4 protein-coding genes are annotated in these 16,044 nt (G+C 75.7%); all 4 read right to left on the bottom strand.

Features of this window, described 5'->3' with window-relative positions:
* Window positions 1-31: 31 nt before the first annotated feature.
* Genes ACH5AO_RS23760 through ACH5AO_RS23745 form a run of 4 tightly spaced genes read right to left on the bottom strand, consistent with a single transcriptional unit; the run spans window position 32 to window position 15,311 of the window.
* Window positions 32-727 (bottom strand): hypothetical protein, encoded by a 696-nt coding sequence (locus ACH5AO_RS23760; protein ID WP_398927766.1) that lies wholly within the window; start codon window positions 725-727, stop codon window positions 32-34.
* A complete protein-coding gene (locus ACH5AO_RS23755) occupies window positions 672-1,742 on the bottom strand; it encodes a GSCFA domain-containing protein (protein ID WP_398927764.1) in 1,071 nt (356 codons plus the stop codon). The genes ACH5AO_RS23760 and ACH5AO_RS23755 overlap by 56 nt, the downstream gene beginning before the upstream one ends.
* Window positions 1,743-1,770: 28 nt before the next feature.
* A complete protein-coding gene (locus ACH5AO_RS23750) occupies window positions 1,771-11,256 on the bottom strand; it encodes an amino acid adenylation domain-containing protein (protein ID WP_398927762.1) in 9,486 nt (3,161 codons plus the stop codon).
* On the bottom strand, window positions 11,253-15,311 hold the full coding sequence (locus tag ACH5AO_RS23745) for an amino acid adenylation domain-containing protein (protein WP_398927760.1): 4,059 nt from the start codon (window positions 15,309-15,311) through the stop codon (window positions 11,253-11,255). The genes ACH5AO_RS23750 and ACH5AO_RS23745 overlap by 4 nt, the downstream gene beginning before the upstream one ends.
* Between the last annotated feature and the right edge of the window lie 733 nt (window positions 15,312-16,044).

Raw genomic sequence — 16,044 nt, 5'->3', positions numbered from 1 at the left:
GCGAGGGGGGCGGGGATGTGCGGGTCCGCGGTCACAGTCCGCGGTCGAGGAGTTCGGCCACCAGCAGGCGGCCGAAGGCGAGGTTGCCGTGGATGGTGTCGTCGGCCTCGCAGAAGGCGTCGCGCTGCAGTCCGGAGCGGTCGGTGACCCGGTCGCGCAGGTCGACGGTCTCGACGCCCCGCGCGGTCAGTTCGCGGTGCAGGACGTCCTGGGCGGCGAAGAACACCCGCGGGTCGGACATGCCGGGGACACGCTGGGGCGGCATCAGGGCGACCACGCGCAGGCCGAGTCCGACCGCGTGCTCGTAGAACGCGAGCGCGCCGCGCGCCATGGCCCGCACCAGGGCGGCGAACAGGTCGCCGCGCAGGAAGCCGGGCGGGTAGGCGTCCCGCGGGTCGCGGTGGACCGCCCAGTTCTCCCGGGTGGCCACCGTGTGCGCGGCGAGGCCGAAGGTGCACACGAGCGGCACCGTCAGCCGGTCCAGGGCCGGGACGCCGAGGGCGTCGAGGGACTCCCGGTACAGGCGCTGTGCCTCGGGGTCGTGGAAGACGACGTCGCCGCCGCCGGTGTCGCAGAACGGGCCGAGGAAGTCCCGGCCCGAACCCACCGGCCCGCCCTGGAACGGCAGGCGGGCGGCCCGGGCCGCCCGCCCGACGCACGCCGCGTGGGAGTCACCCAGCAGGAGGAACCGCGCCGGGGCCGTAGTAGTCGAGTACGGCGTCGTCACACCAGTGGTCCTCTCCGCCGGTGACGGGGGTGGAAGGTCGGGCCGGTTCCGCGGGGGAGGTCCGGCCGTGCAGGGCGTCGAAGAAGTGCCGCATCACGAAGGCCACTCCGTCGGCGCTGACGGTGCGCAGGTTCGGTTCGTAGAAGGCCCCCCGGTAGGGGAAGCCGGTGACGATCTCGTACGACGGGAAGTAGTCGACGTGGTCGAGTTCGTCGGCGAGCTGTCCGGCCGCCGCGCGCAGGACGGACTTGGAGTGGGTGGTGGCGACCAGGGCGTGCCGTCCGGTGGCGGTCGCCGTCAGCGGTACGGGGGAGACCGTCAGGACGGTCCGCAGCCGCGGGTTGAGGGAGCGGGCCAGTTCGAGGGCCCGGGTCAGGTCGTGGTGGACCTCGGCCGCCGTGTGGTTGTGCAGGACGTGCCGGCCGGGGTCGAAGACGCCCCGGGCGGTGCCCGGGCACATCGGCAGGACGGTGCCGTGGGCGGTGTCCCGCCAGGCCTCGGTCAGTCCGAGGGTGAAGACGAGCACGTCGGCCGTGGCGAGGGCGGTGCGCACCGCGCCCAGGGTGGTCTCCCGGGACGCCAGCAGCTCCTCGGGGGAGGGGAAGCCTCCGGGTTCGAGGGTGGGGCGGTACGGGTCGTGGCAGCGCCCGTCCTCGTCCCGCCAGACCTCGGGGGGAGGCTGCTCCTCGCCGAGGGCCCAGGCGAACCACTGTCGCAGCGCGGCCGCGGTGTGGATGGTGCCGGTGCGGAAGGAGAAGCGGCCGTAGCCGCGTGCCTCGCGCTCGGACCGGTCCAGTCCGGGCGGGGCGGGTTCGGCGTCGTACCAGTGCATGCCCTCGGCGAGGAGGGCGGGGCCGATGTGCCGGGCGAAGCACGAACCCGCCGTGACGACGGGGTCGTCCTGGCCGATCGCGAACTTCGGTGTCCACAGTCCGCCGATGTCCTCGGGGTCGGGTTCGGCGACGGCCGTGCGCCAGAAGGAGCGGGCGGGCAGGCGCGTGTAGGGGTGTTCCACGGTGGGTGTCTCCTCGGGGGCGCCGGGCTCAGCGGGGGTGCGGGAGGGGTGTCCGGCGCCCGGGGGTGCCGTCGGGCCGGGGGCCGGCCGGGGCGCGGCGGGCGAGGTCCTCCTCGATGACGGCGGCGACGGCCCGGACGTGCGGGGGTGCGACGAGCGTGTAGTGGTCCGCGTCCACGCGCAGGACGCGGACGGGCGGGGGCAGATGGGGTTCCCAGTCGGCCGCCGCGGACCGGGCGGGCGCGAGGGACGCCACGTCCCGGACGGGCCGCTCGGCGAGCCAGACGGTCGCCGGGGTGCCGGTCAGCCGGGGCAGCCGGTGCTCGGCCATGGCGGCCAGGTTGGCCCGGCAGCACCGGGCGAGGCGCTCGGCGTAGTCCCGTCCCCGCGCGGACAGTTCACCGCCGCGGTTGCCGCTCAGCTCGCGTGCGAAGACGGCGTCCACCTGGCGGTCGTCGTGGACGGCGGACGGCTCCGCGGCGGACGGCGGCGGCGGGTCGAGCAGGTAGAGGCCGTGCACGGGACGGCCGTCCCGTTCGGCGGCGGACGCCATCGACAGGGCCGTCCAGGCCCCGAACGACCAGCCGCCCAGGCTCAGCCGCAGCCCCGGATCGGGGAACGCGGCGCGGACGGCCGCCAGATAGCGGCCGGCGCGCTCGGAGATCGACCGGGCGGGCTCGCCGGGGTCGCGCAGCGCCGGATCGGCGATCAGGCACACCGTCAGCCGCTCGTCCAGCGCCGACACCAGCGGCCGGTAGGCCTGGATGTCGCCGCCGACGGGGTGGATCAGGCAGAGCACGTCGCGGCCGGTGCCGCGCTGCCACACCTCGGCCCGCACCGCGGCACCGGCGGCCGGGGAGCGGCGGACGGACGCCCGGAGGTGGCCGAGGATCTCGGTGAGGCTGACGCGGTGGCTGAGCCGGGACAGGTCGAGATCGGCGCCGCAGCGCCGCTTCACCTCGTCCACGAGCTCCAGCAGGGCCAGCGAGTCCGCGCCGAGGTCGTACAGGGACGCCTCGGGGTCGAGGCCGGTGACGCCGAGCAGTTCGCACACGGCGGCGGTCAGTTCGGCCGCGAGGTCCGCCGGCGCCGGGACCCCGTCCGGGGCCGCGGTGTCCTCGCCGCGCGGGGGGCCCTCGGGCGCCCCGGGTACGGCACGCGCCGGTTCGTAGAAGTGCCGTGCCCGCTCCAGCGGTGTGGTGTTCACCATCAGGTGGGGCAGCCGCAGCTCCAGCGCCTGGGCGAACACCCGCACGCCGTCCTGCGGGGTGAGGGCGACGGCCAGGTGCCGCTGGTGCCGGGCGTCCCGGCCGAGCGCGCTCTGCGCCATGCCGACCTCCCGCCAGGCGTCCCAGCCGATGCCGCAGCGGACGGTGCGGCCGGTGTCGCCGTCGGGCAGGTAGTGGGCGAAGGCGTCGAGCAGGCCGTTGGCCGCCGCGTAGTCGAACTGGCCGACACCGCCGAACAGGGCCGCCATGGACGAGCAGTGGACGACGTGGTCGGGTTCGTGGCGGGCGATCAGCCGCTCGACCAGCAGGGCGCCGCGCAGCTTGGCCGCGGTCGCCCGCCCGGCGGCGACGGGATCCCGTCGCGTCAGCAGCGCCCCGGCGGCCGTACCGGCCGCGTGCACCACGCCGACGAGCCCGTCCAGGTGGGGCGCGAGACGGTCCGCGACGCGGTCGAGGTCCTCGTCGGCGAGGTCCGCCGCCACCAGGGACACCCGCGCGGCGAACGGTTCCAGCGCCGTCGGCAGGACGGCCCGGCGGGCCAGCAGGACGACCCGGTTGCCGGGCTCGCGCAGCAGGTGCGCGGCGATGCTGGTGCCGATGCCTCCGGTACCGCCCAGGATCAGATGGGTGCCGCTGTCCTCCGGGCGCCGCCCGCGGTCCTCGGCGGGCGGCGCGGGAACGGGCTCGGCGTGGCGGTGCCACCAGTAGCCGTCGCGCAGGGCGACGACCTGCCGGGCGGGCGTGCCGTCGAACAGCAGGCCGGGCAGGTACGGTGCCCAGGCGGCCGGGTCCGGGCCGGGCAGGTCGGCCCAGCGGACGGTCAGCCGCAGCTCCTGCCGGGGGATCTCGGTCGCCGCGGCGAGCAGGCCGGCCTCCGGGCGCCGGACGGCTCCGGTGACGGGCTGCGCCTGCTGGGAGAGCAGCCACACCCGCGGCCGCTGTCCGTCCGGGACGTCCGCCAGGGCCCGGCACAGCGCGGCGACCGTGTCGAGGCAGGCCCGGCGTGCGATGCCGAGCGAGCCTTCGCCGACCTCGCCGTCGATGGCCAGGGGAAGCGCGTGCAGCCAGTCGACGCCGTCCGTCCCGGCCGTCGCGGTGACGTCGGCGAGGACGGCGGCGAGGTGCGCGGCGTCGGCGGGGTCGGCGTCGTAGCGGTCGTCGCCGTGACGGGTGAGGGTCTTCCCGGCCCGTACCCGCACCACTCGGGCGCCGGACCGCTCCAGTTCCCGCCACGCGGCCGGGCCGGTCTGCGGCGCGGCGACCACCACGACGGTCCGCCCGGTGCCGGCCGTGCCGGTACGGGCCCTGCGCAGCCGCGCCCACTGCAACTGGTGCAGCCACCGGTCGGCGGGAAGCCGCTCGGGGGCGTCCTGGCCGGTGGCGTCCGGCGTGGGCCCGGCGGGAGGGGTCCGGGGCGCGGCGCGCGGGACGTCGTACTCGGCCAGGTCGAACGCGGGTGGCGGGAAGTCCCACGGCGGCTGCGCCGGACCGGCCGGCCAGACGAGGGTGTGTCCCGCCGTCCACGCCTCGGCGAGTTCCCGCGCGTCGCGGCCCCGGGCCGGCACCTCGGCCCCCGGCTCCGGGGGGAGCGCCGGTGCGGGCGCGGCCGCCGGGTCGAGGGAGCGCAGCCAGGACACCGCGGCCGCCGCGTCGGGGCAGACCGCCGCCGCCCGGTGGGCGAGCGCCGGGCGGCCCGCCTGGAGGTGGCGCAGGACCTGGGGGTAGTCCTCCGGGTGGGCGTCGAGGTGGTCGGCGATGCGGCGGGCGTCCGCGCGCAGGGCGGCCGGCGAACTGCCCGACAGCACCAGACAGGGGACGGGGCCGGGCCCTTCGTGCGGGTCCCGGTCCGGGGCGTCCTGCGGCTTCTCCAGCAGCAGGTGCGCGTTGGTGCCGCCGATGCCGAAACTGCTCACCGCGGCCACGCGCGGGATGCCGTCCGGCCAGGGTTCGGCGGCGGTCGGTATCCGGAACGGCCCGTCCTCGATCTCCGGGTTGAGGCGGTCGAAGTCCACCGTCGGCGGGACGGTCCCGTGGTGCACGGCGAGCACCGCCCGCACCAGGCCCACCACGCCCGCGGCCGCGCCGAGGTGCCCGAGCTGGCTCTTGGCGGACGACAGCGCGAGCCGCGCGTCGCCGGGCAGGCCGTAGGCCTGGCGCAGCGCGGCGGCCTCCACCGGGTCGCCGAGGCGGGTACCGGTGCCGTGCGCCTCCACGTACCCGACCTCCGCGGCGGCGCGGCCGCTGCGGAGCAGGGCGGTGCGCAGCGCGGCCTGCTGTCCGGCCGGCGAGGGGGCGCTGTAACCGAGCTTGGCGGAGCCGTCGTTGTTGACGCCGGAGCCGGTGACGACCGCGTACACGGTGTCGCCGTCCCGGCGGGCCGCGGTGAGCGGTTTGAGGACGACGACGCCCACCCCGCTCGCGCCGACGGTGCCGGCCGCGTCCGCGCTGAAGGGCCGGCAGTGGCCGTCCGGCGAGAAGATGTGCTGCGGCCGGTAGACGTAGCCGTCGGTGAGGTGGGGGTCGACGAGGACGCCGCCGGCGAGCATCACGTCCGCGTCGCCTTGGCGCAGCAGCCCGGCGGCGACGTGCACGCCGACGAGGGAGCTGGAGCACGCCGACTGCACGGTGAACGCGGGCCCGGTCAGACCGAGGTGGTAGGCGGCCTTGGTGGCGAGGAAGTCCTTCTCGTGGTGCAGGGCCAGCCGGAAGGAGTCCGGCAGCGCCGCCGGGTCGGCCTCACGCAGCATGGTCTGGAAGTACGTGTTCTCGCCGCAGGCGGCCACCAGGCCCGTACGGTGTGCGTCGGGAGCGGCGACACCGGCGTGCGCCAGCGCCTGCGCGCACGCCATCAGCAGGTGACGCTGTTGCGGGTCCATCAGCCGGGCTTCCTGCGGACTGATGGTGAAGCGGGCCGGGTCGAAGGCCAGCGGGCCGTCGAGTTGGCTGCGGGCTCCCACGCGGCCGGCGGTGGCCTCGAAGTGCTCGATGCCCCGTCCGCCGGAGGTGACCAGGTCCCAGAAGGAGGCCAGGTCGACGGCTCCGGGGAGCCGGACGGCCATGCCCACGACGGCGATCGGCTCGTCGGGGGGCCACACGGACGGCCGTCCCGCGCCGGGGACGGCGCGGGGGTGCGCGGCGGCACCGGGTGCGTCGTCGGCGGGGGGCGGCATGTCCGCGGGGGCGTCGTCGGCGGACGCGGCTCGGTCGAGGGGCGCGTGGTCGGCAGCGCGGGACGGGCCGTCGGACCCAGCTCGGTCGCGGGACGCGCGGTTGGCGCGGGGCGGACCGTCGGTCCCGGCCCGGTCGCGGGGCGCGCGGTCGGCGCGGGACGGACCGTCGGACGCGGCCCGGTCGAGGGGTGCGTGCCGGGCCTCCACGAGGCGGGCCAGGGACCGGAGCGTGACCTGGTCGAACAGGTCGGGCACGGTGAAGGGCAGGTCGCCCTCCTGGGCGCAGCGCAGCTGGAACCGCATCAGGTCCAGGCTGGTGGCCCCGGCGTCGAAGTACCGCCGGTCCACCGCGACGGCCCTGCCGGTCGCCTCCTCGAACAGCGCGGCCAGGCGGCCCTCCAGCGCCGAGGCCGCCGGGGCCGCGGTGAGCGGCGCCCGCAGGTCGTGTCCGGCGGCGGTGGGTGCGGCCAGGCGGTCCAGTTTGCCGCTCGGGGTGCGGGGCAGGGAGGTCAGCCTGCGGAACCGGCTCACGCGTACGAAGGAGGGGAGCAGGCCGGACAGGTGCCGGTCCAGGTCCGCGGGGTCGGGGTCGGGGTCGTCGGCGTCCCGGTACTGCAGGCAGGCCACCAGGGCGCCGTCGGCCACGGCGGCGACCGCGTTCGTGACACCGGGGTAGCGCAGCAGGGCGGCCTCGACCTGGCCCAGTTCGAGCCGGTGTCCGCTCACCTTGACCTGGCCGTCCTCGCGGCCGGCGTAGTGCAGCAACCCTTGTGTGTCGAAGCGGGCGAGGTCGCCGCTGCGGTAGAGCAGCCCGAGGTGCGGGTCGTCGGTGAAGCGGGTGCGGTTGAGGCCGGTGTCGCCCAGGTAGCAGCGGGCCGTCATGGGGCCGCCGATCAGCAGCCTGCCCGTCACGCCCGGCGGGACGGGGAGCCCGCCGTCGTCGACCACCCGTAGCACGGCGCCGGCGACCGGCCGGCCGATGGCCGGGCGCAGCGGCCAGGCGGCGGGGTCGCCCTCCAGGCACAGGGCGGAGACGACGTGGGTCTCGGTGGGGCCGTAGTGGTTGAACAGCCGGGCCCCGTCCAGTCCGGCGAACCAGCGGCGAATGGCGTCGGTGCACACCAGCTGTTCGCCCGCGGTGATCACTTCGCGCAGCCGGGACGGGTGGCGGCCGGTGCGCGCGCCGTGTTCGGCGAGCAGTTGCAGGGCCACGTACGGCAGGAAGATGCGTTCCGCTCCCCCGCTCTCCAGCTGCTCCAGCAGGGCGGGCATGTCCTGCCGCCAGTCGGGCCGCACCAGGCGCAGCAGGCCGCCGGAGCAGAGGGTGGAGAAGATCTCCTGGAAGGAGACGTCGAAGGACAGCATCGAGAACTGCTGGGTGACGGCGGCACGGTCCAGGCCGCCGTCCGTGCGCTGCCAGGTCAGCAGGTTGCACAGGGTCCGGTCGGAGACCTGGACGCCCTTGGGGGTTCCGGTGGAGCCGGAGGTGAACAGGGTGTACAGCGGGCGCAGGGCCCGGTGCGGGGTGGTGGCGGGCGCCCGGCCGGGAGCAGGGGCGCCGGCGAGGGTGACGGGGTGCCGTGGCAGGCCGGGCGGCGCGAGCGTGTCGAGTGCCCCGGCCCGGTCCGGGTCGACCAGGACGCACACCGGGTCGGCCTGCGTGAGGACGTGCCGGAGCAGGGACGGCGGGTAGGACGGGTCCAGGGGGACGACGGTCAGGTTGAGGCGGGCGGCGGCGAGGAGGGCCACCACGTGTCCGGCCGAGGGTTCCAGGTACAGGGCGGCCGCGGCCGGCGCCGCGGGGTCGGCGGGCAGGCGGTGGCGCAGTTCGGCGGCGAGGGCGGCGGCCCGCGCGTCGAGTTCGGCGTAGGTGAGCGTCGTCGTCCCGTCGGTGACGGCCGGGGCGTGGGGGGTGCGTCGCGCCTGCCGGGCGAAGCCCTCGGCGACGGTGGTGAAGTCCGGTGTCCTCGCGGCTCCCCGGCCGGGGTCGGGAAGGGCGTGCCGGTAGGGGGCGACCAGGTCGCGCAGGGTGGCGTCGGTCTCGTCGGTGAGCCGGTCCAGGGCGTCGCGGAAGAGGCGGGCGGCGGCTTCGACGCGGTCGGCGCCGAAGTCGTCCCGGTACTCCCACAGGCAGTCGAGGCCGGCCTCGTGCTCCACCACGGACAGGGTCAGCGCGCACTTGGCGCCCAGCGGCCGGAGGTGTTCCGGCCGGACGGCGCAGCCGGGCAGCCGCAGTGCCGAGAACTCGGTGTTCTCCAGGACGAACAGGAAGTCGAACAGGGGGCCGCCGTCGTGGAAGGCGTGGTCGGCGAGGACGTCGGCGAGGGCGACCTCCTGCCCGTCCAGTACGGCGCGGGCCGTGTCGGAGTGCCGCTCGAGCAGGGAGCGCAGCGGGGCATCCGGGTCGGTCGCCAGGGGCAGCAGCACCGTGTTGGCGAACATGCCGACCACGTCGTCGAACTCGGGCAGGGACCGGTTCGCGACCGGGGCGGCGACGAGGGGGCGGGTTCGGCCGGTGACGCCGTACACGCTCCAGGCGAACGCGGACAGCAGCACCTGGAACCTGGTCAGGCCGAGCCGCGCGGTGAGCCGGTCCAGCGCGCCGCGGCGGACCGGGTCGACCGGGGTGCGCAGCAGGCGGGCGGTGCGCGGTGCGGGCGCGTCGGCCGGCTCCGGGGTGGGGGAGGGAGGGGCGGTCCGCTCGTAGTGGGCGCGCAGGCGGGCCCGGCGGCGCCGGTAGCCGGGGCTGTCGTGCCAGGTCCGCTGCCAGTGGGCGAGGTCCAGGGTGGTGACGGCCTGTGGCGGGGGCGCGGAGGGTGGACGGCCGTCCACCGCGGCGGCGTAGTCGGCGGCGAGGTCGCGGAAGAGGATGCTCAGCGACCAGCCGTCGACGGCGATGTGGTGCAGGTGGAGCAGGAGGAGTCCGCCGCCGTCGTACGGCAGCCAGGCCGCCCGCAGCAGGCGGCCCCGGCCGAGGTCGAAGGCGGGGGCGAAGAAGCGCTCGACGGTCGTGCGGGGGTCCTCGCCGTCGCGGGCCTCGACCGGCCGCCACGGGTCGTAGGGGGCGCCCACCTCCTGTGTCAGGCCGTGTGGTGCGGGCACGAGGCGGGTCCGCAGTGCCGGGTGCCGCTCCACCAGCCGGCTCAGCGCGCCGTGCAGGGCCCCGGGGTCGACGGTGCCGTCGACCCGGAAGGCGAGCGGGACGTCGTAGGACCGGTCCGCGGGGTCCCGGCGGTGCATCAGCCACAGGCGTTCCTGCTCGCCGGTGGCGGGCGCGGCCCGCTCGCCGGTGACGGGTACGGGCGGGTGCTCGCCGGTGGCGGCGTCCGGGGCGAGGAGGGCGTCGGCGAGGGTGGCGAAGTCGGCGCGCAGAACCAGTTCCTGCGGGAGGTCGACGGCGAACCGCCGCAGGGCCTCGAACCGGAAGCGGAGGGCTTTGAGCGAGTCGCCGCCACTGGGTATCCAGCGGTCGCCGGGCCCGAGGCCGGTGACCGCGAGCACCTCCTGCGCGAGGTCCAGGACGCGCCGCCGGCCGGCGTCGGCGGGCGGGTCGTCGCGGTGGTCGCCGCGCCAGGGGGCGCCGGCGGCGGCCAGGAGGGCGTCGCGGTCCACCTTGCCGTTGGCGTTCAGGGGCAGTTCGCCGACCAGGTGGGTGTGGTGGGGCCGCATGTACGACGGCAGGGAGGCGGCGAGGTGCCGGTCGTAGGCGTCGTAGGACAGGTCCTCGCCGGGGGTGAGGAAGGCGAGCAGCTCGTTGCGGCCGTCGTCGTCGCGGCGGGTGCACACGTACGCCTGGCGGACGGCGGGGAGTGCCAGGATCTGGCGTTCGACCTCTCCGGGTTCGATGCGGAAGCCACGCACCTTGACCTGCCGGTCGGCGCGGCCGACGTAGGTCACCAGGCCGTCGGCGTCCTGGCGGACCAGGTCGCCGGTGCGGTACCAGCGGCGTTCGCCGCCGTCCTCGTGCGGCAGCCGTACGAAGCGCCGCGCGGTCTCCTCGGGCAGGTTGCGGTAGCCCAGGGCCAGGGCCGGTCCGGACAGCAGCAGTTCGGCGACCTCTCCCGGTTCCGCGGTGCGGCCGTCCTCGGTGCGCAGCAGCACGCCGGTACCGGGCAGGGGGGTGCCGATGGGCACCGTGTCGCCGTCGAAGTCCCGGGGCACGGCGTGGCTCAGGGCGAACGTGGCCGCCTCGGTCGGTCCGTAGGCGTTGTACAGGACCGTACGGGAATCGGGGTTGTCCCTGTACCAGCGGCGGACGACGCGCGCGTTGAGCTGTTCGCCGCCGGTGAGGACCTGGCCGGTGTGCGAGAAGCAGTCGGGGACCTTGTCCACGACGGCGTTGAACAGGGCGGCCGTGATGAACAGGGTGTCGACGCGGCGCTCGCGCAGCGCGGCGGCGAGCAGGTCGGGGCGGCCGGCCTCCTCGTCGCCGAGGACGACACAGGTGCCGCCGGTGAGCAGGGGCGTCCAGATCTCGAAGCTGAGCGCGTCGAACGCGGGATTGGACAGGCAGCCGTAGCGGCGGCCCGGCCCCAGGTCGATGTAGCCGGGTGCGGCCAGGCGCAGTACGCCGTCGTCGGTGACCTCGACGCCCTTGGGGCGGCCGGTGGTGCCGGAGGTGTAGAAGACGAAACCGGGCCCCGACTGGGCCGGGTGCGGTTGTTCGGTGGTGTGCCGCGCGGCCTCGGGGATGTCCGGCGTGTCCCGGTCGAGGAGCGGTTCGGCGGTGAGGGCGGTCAGGTGGCCGGGGAGGGCCTGCCGGTCGGTGGACTCGTGGACGACGGCGACGGCTCCCGAGTCCTCGAGGATGTGCCGCTGCCGTCCGGGCGGGCTGAGGCGGTCCAGCGGTACGACGGTCGCGCCGGCGCGGCGGATGCCGAGCATGACGCACACCAGGCGCCAGGAGCGGGGCAGCCGGACGGCGACCGGCTGTCCGGGGCCGACGCCTGCCGCGCGCAGCCGGTCGGCCACGCGGGCGGCGGCCCGGTCGAGTGCGGCGTAGTCGAGGACGACCGCGCCGTCCTCGACGGCGGGTGCGTCGGGGGTGCGGCGGGCCTGGGCGAGGACGGCGTCGGCCAGCGGGCCGGGCGTGGTGGCGTGGGCGCGGTCGTTCATCGCACCGCCCTCGCCGGGGCGGGCGCCGCGGGTGCGGGGGTGCCGTGGTGGGCGAGTTCGGCGGCGACGATCCCGGCGATCCGGGCGGCGCCGGCGTTCTCCAGCATCTCCCAGTGGTCGCAGTCCACGGTCTCCACCCGGAAGTCCCCCCGGGCCCGGGAGCGCCAGAAGTCGCGCACCTCGGCGTGGGCGGGGGTGTCGTGGCCGCCGGGGACGGCCTGGGCGAGGACGGTCCGTGCCGGGGAGCCGGCGGGCAGGTGGTCGCGGGCGGTCAGCCGGTTGTGGTTGTAGATGCGGAAGTACCGCTCCACCTGTGCGTCGTCGATGCCGGGGTACATCCCGTTGAACCTCACGAGTTTGTCGCGGAACTCCGCCATGTCCACGGCGGTGATCTGCGTGCGGGCGGCTTCGTCCGCGGTGGCCTGGGTGTCGAGGAGGACGACGCCGACGTCGGCGCGTCCGGTCCGCGCGAGCAGCCGCCCCATCTCGTGGGCGACGAGACCGCCGTAGGACAGGCCGGTCAGGACCACCGGGCCGCCGTCCAGGGGTCCCAGGAGCCGCAGGTACTCCTCGGCCATGGCCTCCACGGTGGGCAGGACGTCCTCACCGGGGTTGACGCCCGGGGACTGGATCCCGTACACGCCGACCGTGTCGGGCAGGAGCGTGGCCAGCGGGAGGTAGCAGAACGCGGTGCCTCCCGCCGGGTGCACGCAGACGACGCGGGCGTCCCGGCCGGGGCGGAACTCGATGACGCTGCCCGGCGCGCGGTGGGCGGCGTCGCCGCGCAGCAGTGCGCCGAGGGACTCGATGGTGGGGCGCAGCATGATCTCGGCCACGGGGATCCGCCGGCCGAAGGTCTCGGCGACGGCGTGGGCCACCTTGATCGCGGACAGGGAGGTTCCTCCCACGTCGAAGAAGTTGTCGGTGATGCCGATGCCGGGGTGCGCCAGGACGTCCCGCCATATGCGGTACAGGGCGTGCTCGACGTGGTCACGCGGGTTCGCCGTGTTGACCTGGTCCGCCCCTTGTTCCCGGGCGAGGCGCAGCAGTTCGGCGCGGTCCAGTTTGCCGCTGCGGTTGAGGGGGAGCCGGGGCAGGTCGGCGAAGACCGCCGGGATCATGTAGTCGGGCAGCCGGCGCGCCAGGGCGGTGCGCCATTCGTGGGTGCCGCGGGGCGGGGCGGTGCCCCGCCCGATCCCGGCGACCAGCCGGGTCCGGCCGGTGGCGTCGCGGTCGGCCAGCACCACCGCCTCGCGGACGCCGGGCAGTGCGGTGAGCGCCGCCTCGATCTCGGCGGGCTCGATCCTGAAGCCCCGCAGTTTGACCTGGTCGTCGGCGCGTCCGACGTAGTGCGCGTGGCCGTCCGGCAGGCGTCGGGCGAGGTCCCCGGTGCGGTAGACGCGCTCTCCCGGCACGAACGGGTCGGGCAGGAAGCGTTCCTCGGTCAGGTCGGGGCGGTTGAGGTAGCCGCGGGCCAGGCCGGCGCCGCCGAGGTACACCTCGCCCACCACGCCGGGCGGGACGGGCCGCATCCGGGAGTCCAGGATGTACAGGCGGGTGCCGGGCAGCGGGCGGCCGATCGGGCACTGCCGTTCCAGGGGCCGGGGGTCGTAGTACGCGGTGCTGTAGAGGGTGGCCTCGGTGGGTCCGTAGCCGAAGCAGATCCGCAGGCCCGGCAGGTGCCGTGTCATGCGGTGCAGCGCGGCCTCGGTCAGCGACTCGACTCCGGTCAGGAGCCGGCGCAGCCGCAGTCCCCGCAGGCGCCGGGCGGGGTCCTCGTCGATCCACTTGACGTAGGCCGGGGGCAGGAAGGCCTGCTCGATGCCGTGCTCGCGCATCCAGTCCAGGAGCGCCCCGGGGTCGCCGCGCAGTTCCTCGGGAACGATGTGCAGGACGCCGCCGGTGGTCAGCGGCAGCAGCAGTTCGTGGACCGACGCGTCGAAGCCGATGCCGGACCAGGCGGAGCCGGCCTCACCGGCGGGTGCCCCCATGCGGGTCTGCCAGGCGGCGAACAGGTTGAGCACGCTGCGGTGTTCGACGGCGACGCCCTTGGGCCGGCCCGTGGACCCGGAGGTGAAGATCACGTACGCGAGCCGGTCCGGTGCGTGGGCGACGGCGGGGGGCCGCCCGCCGTCGGTGCCCTCCGCCTCGACCGCGGCCAGGTCCAGCCAGCCGGCCGGCCGGTGGGCGGCGTCGTGGTCGCTGAGCACCAGCGGGCAGGCGGCGTCCTCGGCCATGCCGGTCAGGCGTTCCCGGGGCTGGCCGGGGTCGAGGGGGAGGTAGGCCGCGCCCGCCTTGAGGATGCCGAGGACGCCCACCACCAGGTCGCAGCCGCGGGTCGCGTGCAGTCCGACGACGTCCCCCGGGCGGACGGACCGGGCGACGAGGGCCTGTGCGAGGCGGTTGGCCCGCCGTTCCAGTGCGGCGTAGTCCAGGGACCGGTCGCGGCAGCGGACCGCCCGCTGTCCGGGGCGGGCGCGTACCTGGGCCTCGAAGAGTTCGACGAGCCCGGACGCGGAGCCGAAGGGCACCGCCGGGGGGCCGGCCGTGTCCTGCGGCTCCGTGTCCCGTCCGGCCGGTGCGGTGGTCCCGCCCTTCGCGCGGTGCGGGCCGTCCTCGTCGCGCGCCACGGTGTCCCAGTCGGCGACGAGGCGGCGGCGCTCCCGCTCCCCCATCAGTTCCAGTGCGGCGATCTCGCGGCCGGGGTGGCGGGCCATGTCGCCGAGCAGCCGCCTGAGGTGGTCCGCCCATCGCAGGACGGTGGCCCGGTCGAACAGCGCCGTCGCGTAGTCGAGGTGCCCGACGATCCGCCCGTCCGTCTCGGTGGCCGACAGCACGAGGTCGAACTTGGCCGGGGCGTGGTCGATCGGCAGCGGTGCGGCCCGGACACCGGGCAGGTGGAGCAGGCCGCCGCGCTCGGGCTGCCAGGCCAGCATGGTCTGGAAGAGGGGTGAATGAGACGCGCTGCGCGGCGGGTTGACCAGTTCGACGACCCGTTCGAAGGGCAGGTCCTGGTGGGCGAGGCCGTCACGGACGACGGCTCGCGCCCGGGTGAGGGCCTCCTCGGCGGTGGGTGAGCCGGACAGATCGATCCGCAGGGCGAGGGAGTTGACGAGGAAGCCGATGAGCTGTGCGGCTTCCGGGCCGCGCCGGTTGGCGACCGGGCTTCCGATAACGATGTCGGAGCCGCCCGTCAGCCGCGACAGGAGGGCCGCCCATCCGGTGAGCAGGGCGACGTAGAGGGTGCCGCCGTGCCGCCGGGCCAGTGCCCGCAGGGCCGCCGTGGTCCCGGCGTCGAGGTCGAAGTCGACCCGTCCCCCCGTGAAGTCCTGCTCCGGCGGGCGGGGCCGGTCCGCGGGAAGGTCCAGCAAGGGGGGCGCGCCGTCCAGGGCGCGCCGCCAGTACTCCTCCTGTCCGGCGAGGGCACCGCCGAGCACGGCCTCGCGCCGGGCCCGCGCGTGGTCGGTGTACTGCGTCCGAAGGGGAGGCAGCGGGTTTCCGGTTCCCCGGAGCAGTGCCTCGTACACCGAGCCGAGTTCCCGCATCATGACGTTCATCGACTGGCCGTCGTAGACGCTGTGGTGGAACGTCAGCAGCAGTGCGTGGTGGTCGGGGCCGAGCACGACGAGGCGGCCGCGGGCCAGCGGGCCGGCCGTCAGGTCGAACGGTGCGCCGGCCTCGTCGGCCTGGACCGCGGCCAGGCGTGCGGCGGGATCGTCCGCCCCCGTGAGGTCCTCGACCGTCAGCGCGTAGCCCGCGCCGGGCGGGTCGACGTACTGGAACACGGCTCCGGCGTCCTCCACCAGCCGTGTGCGCAGCGCCTCGTGACGGTCGCTCAGCTCGTCCAGTGCCCGCTGGAGGATGTCACGGCGCAGCGGACCGCGCAGCGAGTGGCAGACGGTCTCGTTGTACGCGGACGCCGCGCCGGGCAGTTGCGCCAGGAACCACAGCCGCTGCTGGGCGAAGGAGGCCGGATGGACCGCCGGACCGGCGGCGGGCCCTTCGGCGGGCAGCGGGGACGGGGGGACGGGGGCGGTGCGGCGGGCGTTCCGCATGGGGGGACCTGACCTTTCCTGTCCTGCGCGACGGGACACGGGCATGGGGCCCGGGGGCCGGCGGGGTCACCGCGGGGTGGGGGCGTGCCGGGGCTGTTCCGGGGAGGCGATCGCCGTTCCGACGGCTCGAACGGCACAGCGGTGACCGCGAATTCGGCTGCGACGGTGAAGCGTGTGCATCGGACACGGACGAGGCGTCCGCCCTCCACGGGGGCGCCTTTTTCACACGTTGTGGGGATACCGGGGAGACGGCTCCGCTGCCGCGTCTTTACGACTCGGCCGCCCCGTTCGGTCAGAGGTGAAGGGGGGAGGGGGAAGGGGGCACTGCTCGTCGACCAGGCTCCTCCAGAGACACATGACGGATCAACAGTGGCACGGCCGGGAACCGCCAGTGATTCGTTTCGGCACCGCGACGACGTGAGTGATCTTCGACCACCACCCGAAGCCCTGTCAATGACGCCATGTGCGGGAGCCGCTCCTCACGTAAGGGTGAGAAACATATGAGGTGTCACACCGGTGCAGTCACTGTGTCAAATCGGGCACACCCTACCGAGAGGGTCGGGCCGTGGTTTTCCGTCAGGCGGGCCGGGATTCCGGGACGGGCCGCGCGCGGACGTCCTCACCACCCGGGCCGGCCGCCTGCGCGCCGGTGTGCCCGTCGCCGTCCCGGTCGGTCACGGGAACACCCCTGGGGCGGGCGGCGACGTCGCCGCCGCCCGCCGGCCGTTCCGGT

Origin of the sequence: Streptomyces sp. NPDC018964, assembly GCF_044390325.1 — a bacterium.
In the GTDB taxonomy this organism is placed as follows: domain Bacteria; phylum Actinomycetota; class Actinomycetes; order Streptomycetales; family Streptomycetaceae; genus Streptomyces.
Note: the sequence above shows the minus strand (reverse complement) of the source record. Positions and strands in the feature narration are given on the sequence as shown.

What these genes read in the sequence shown, in the direction of transcription:
- ACH5AO_RS23750 (WP_398927762.1), bottom strand. Translation starts at nt 11,256, where the DNA reads ATGAACGACCGCGCCCACGCCACCACGCCCGGCCCGCTGGCCGACGCC.
- ACH5AO_RS23745 (WP_398927760.1), bottom strand. Translation starts at nt 15,311, where the DNA reads ATGCGGAACGCCCGCCGCACCGCCCCCGTCCCCCCGTCCCCGCTGCCC.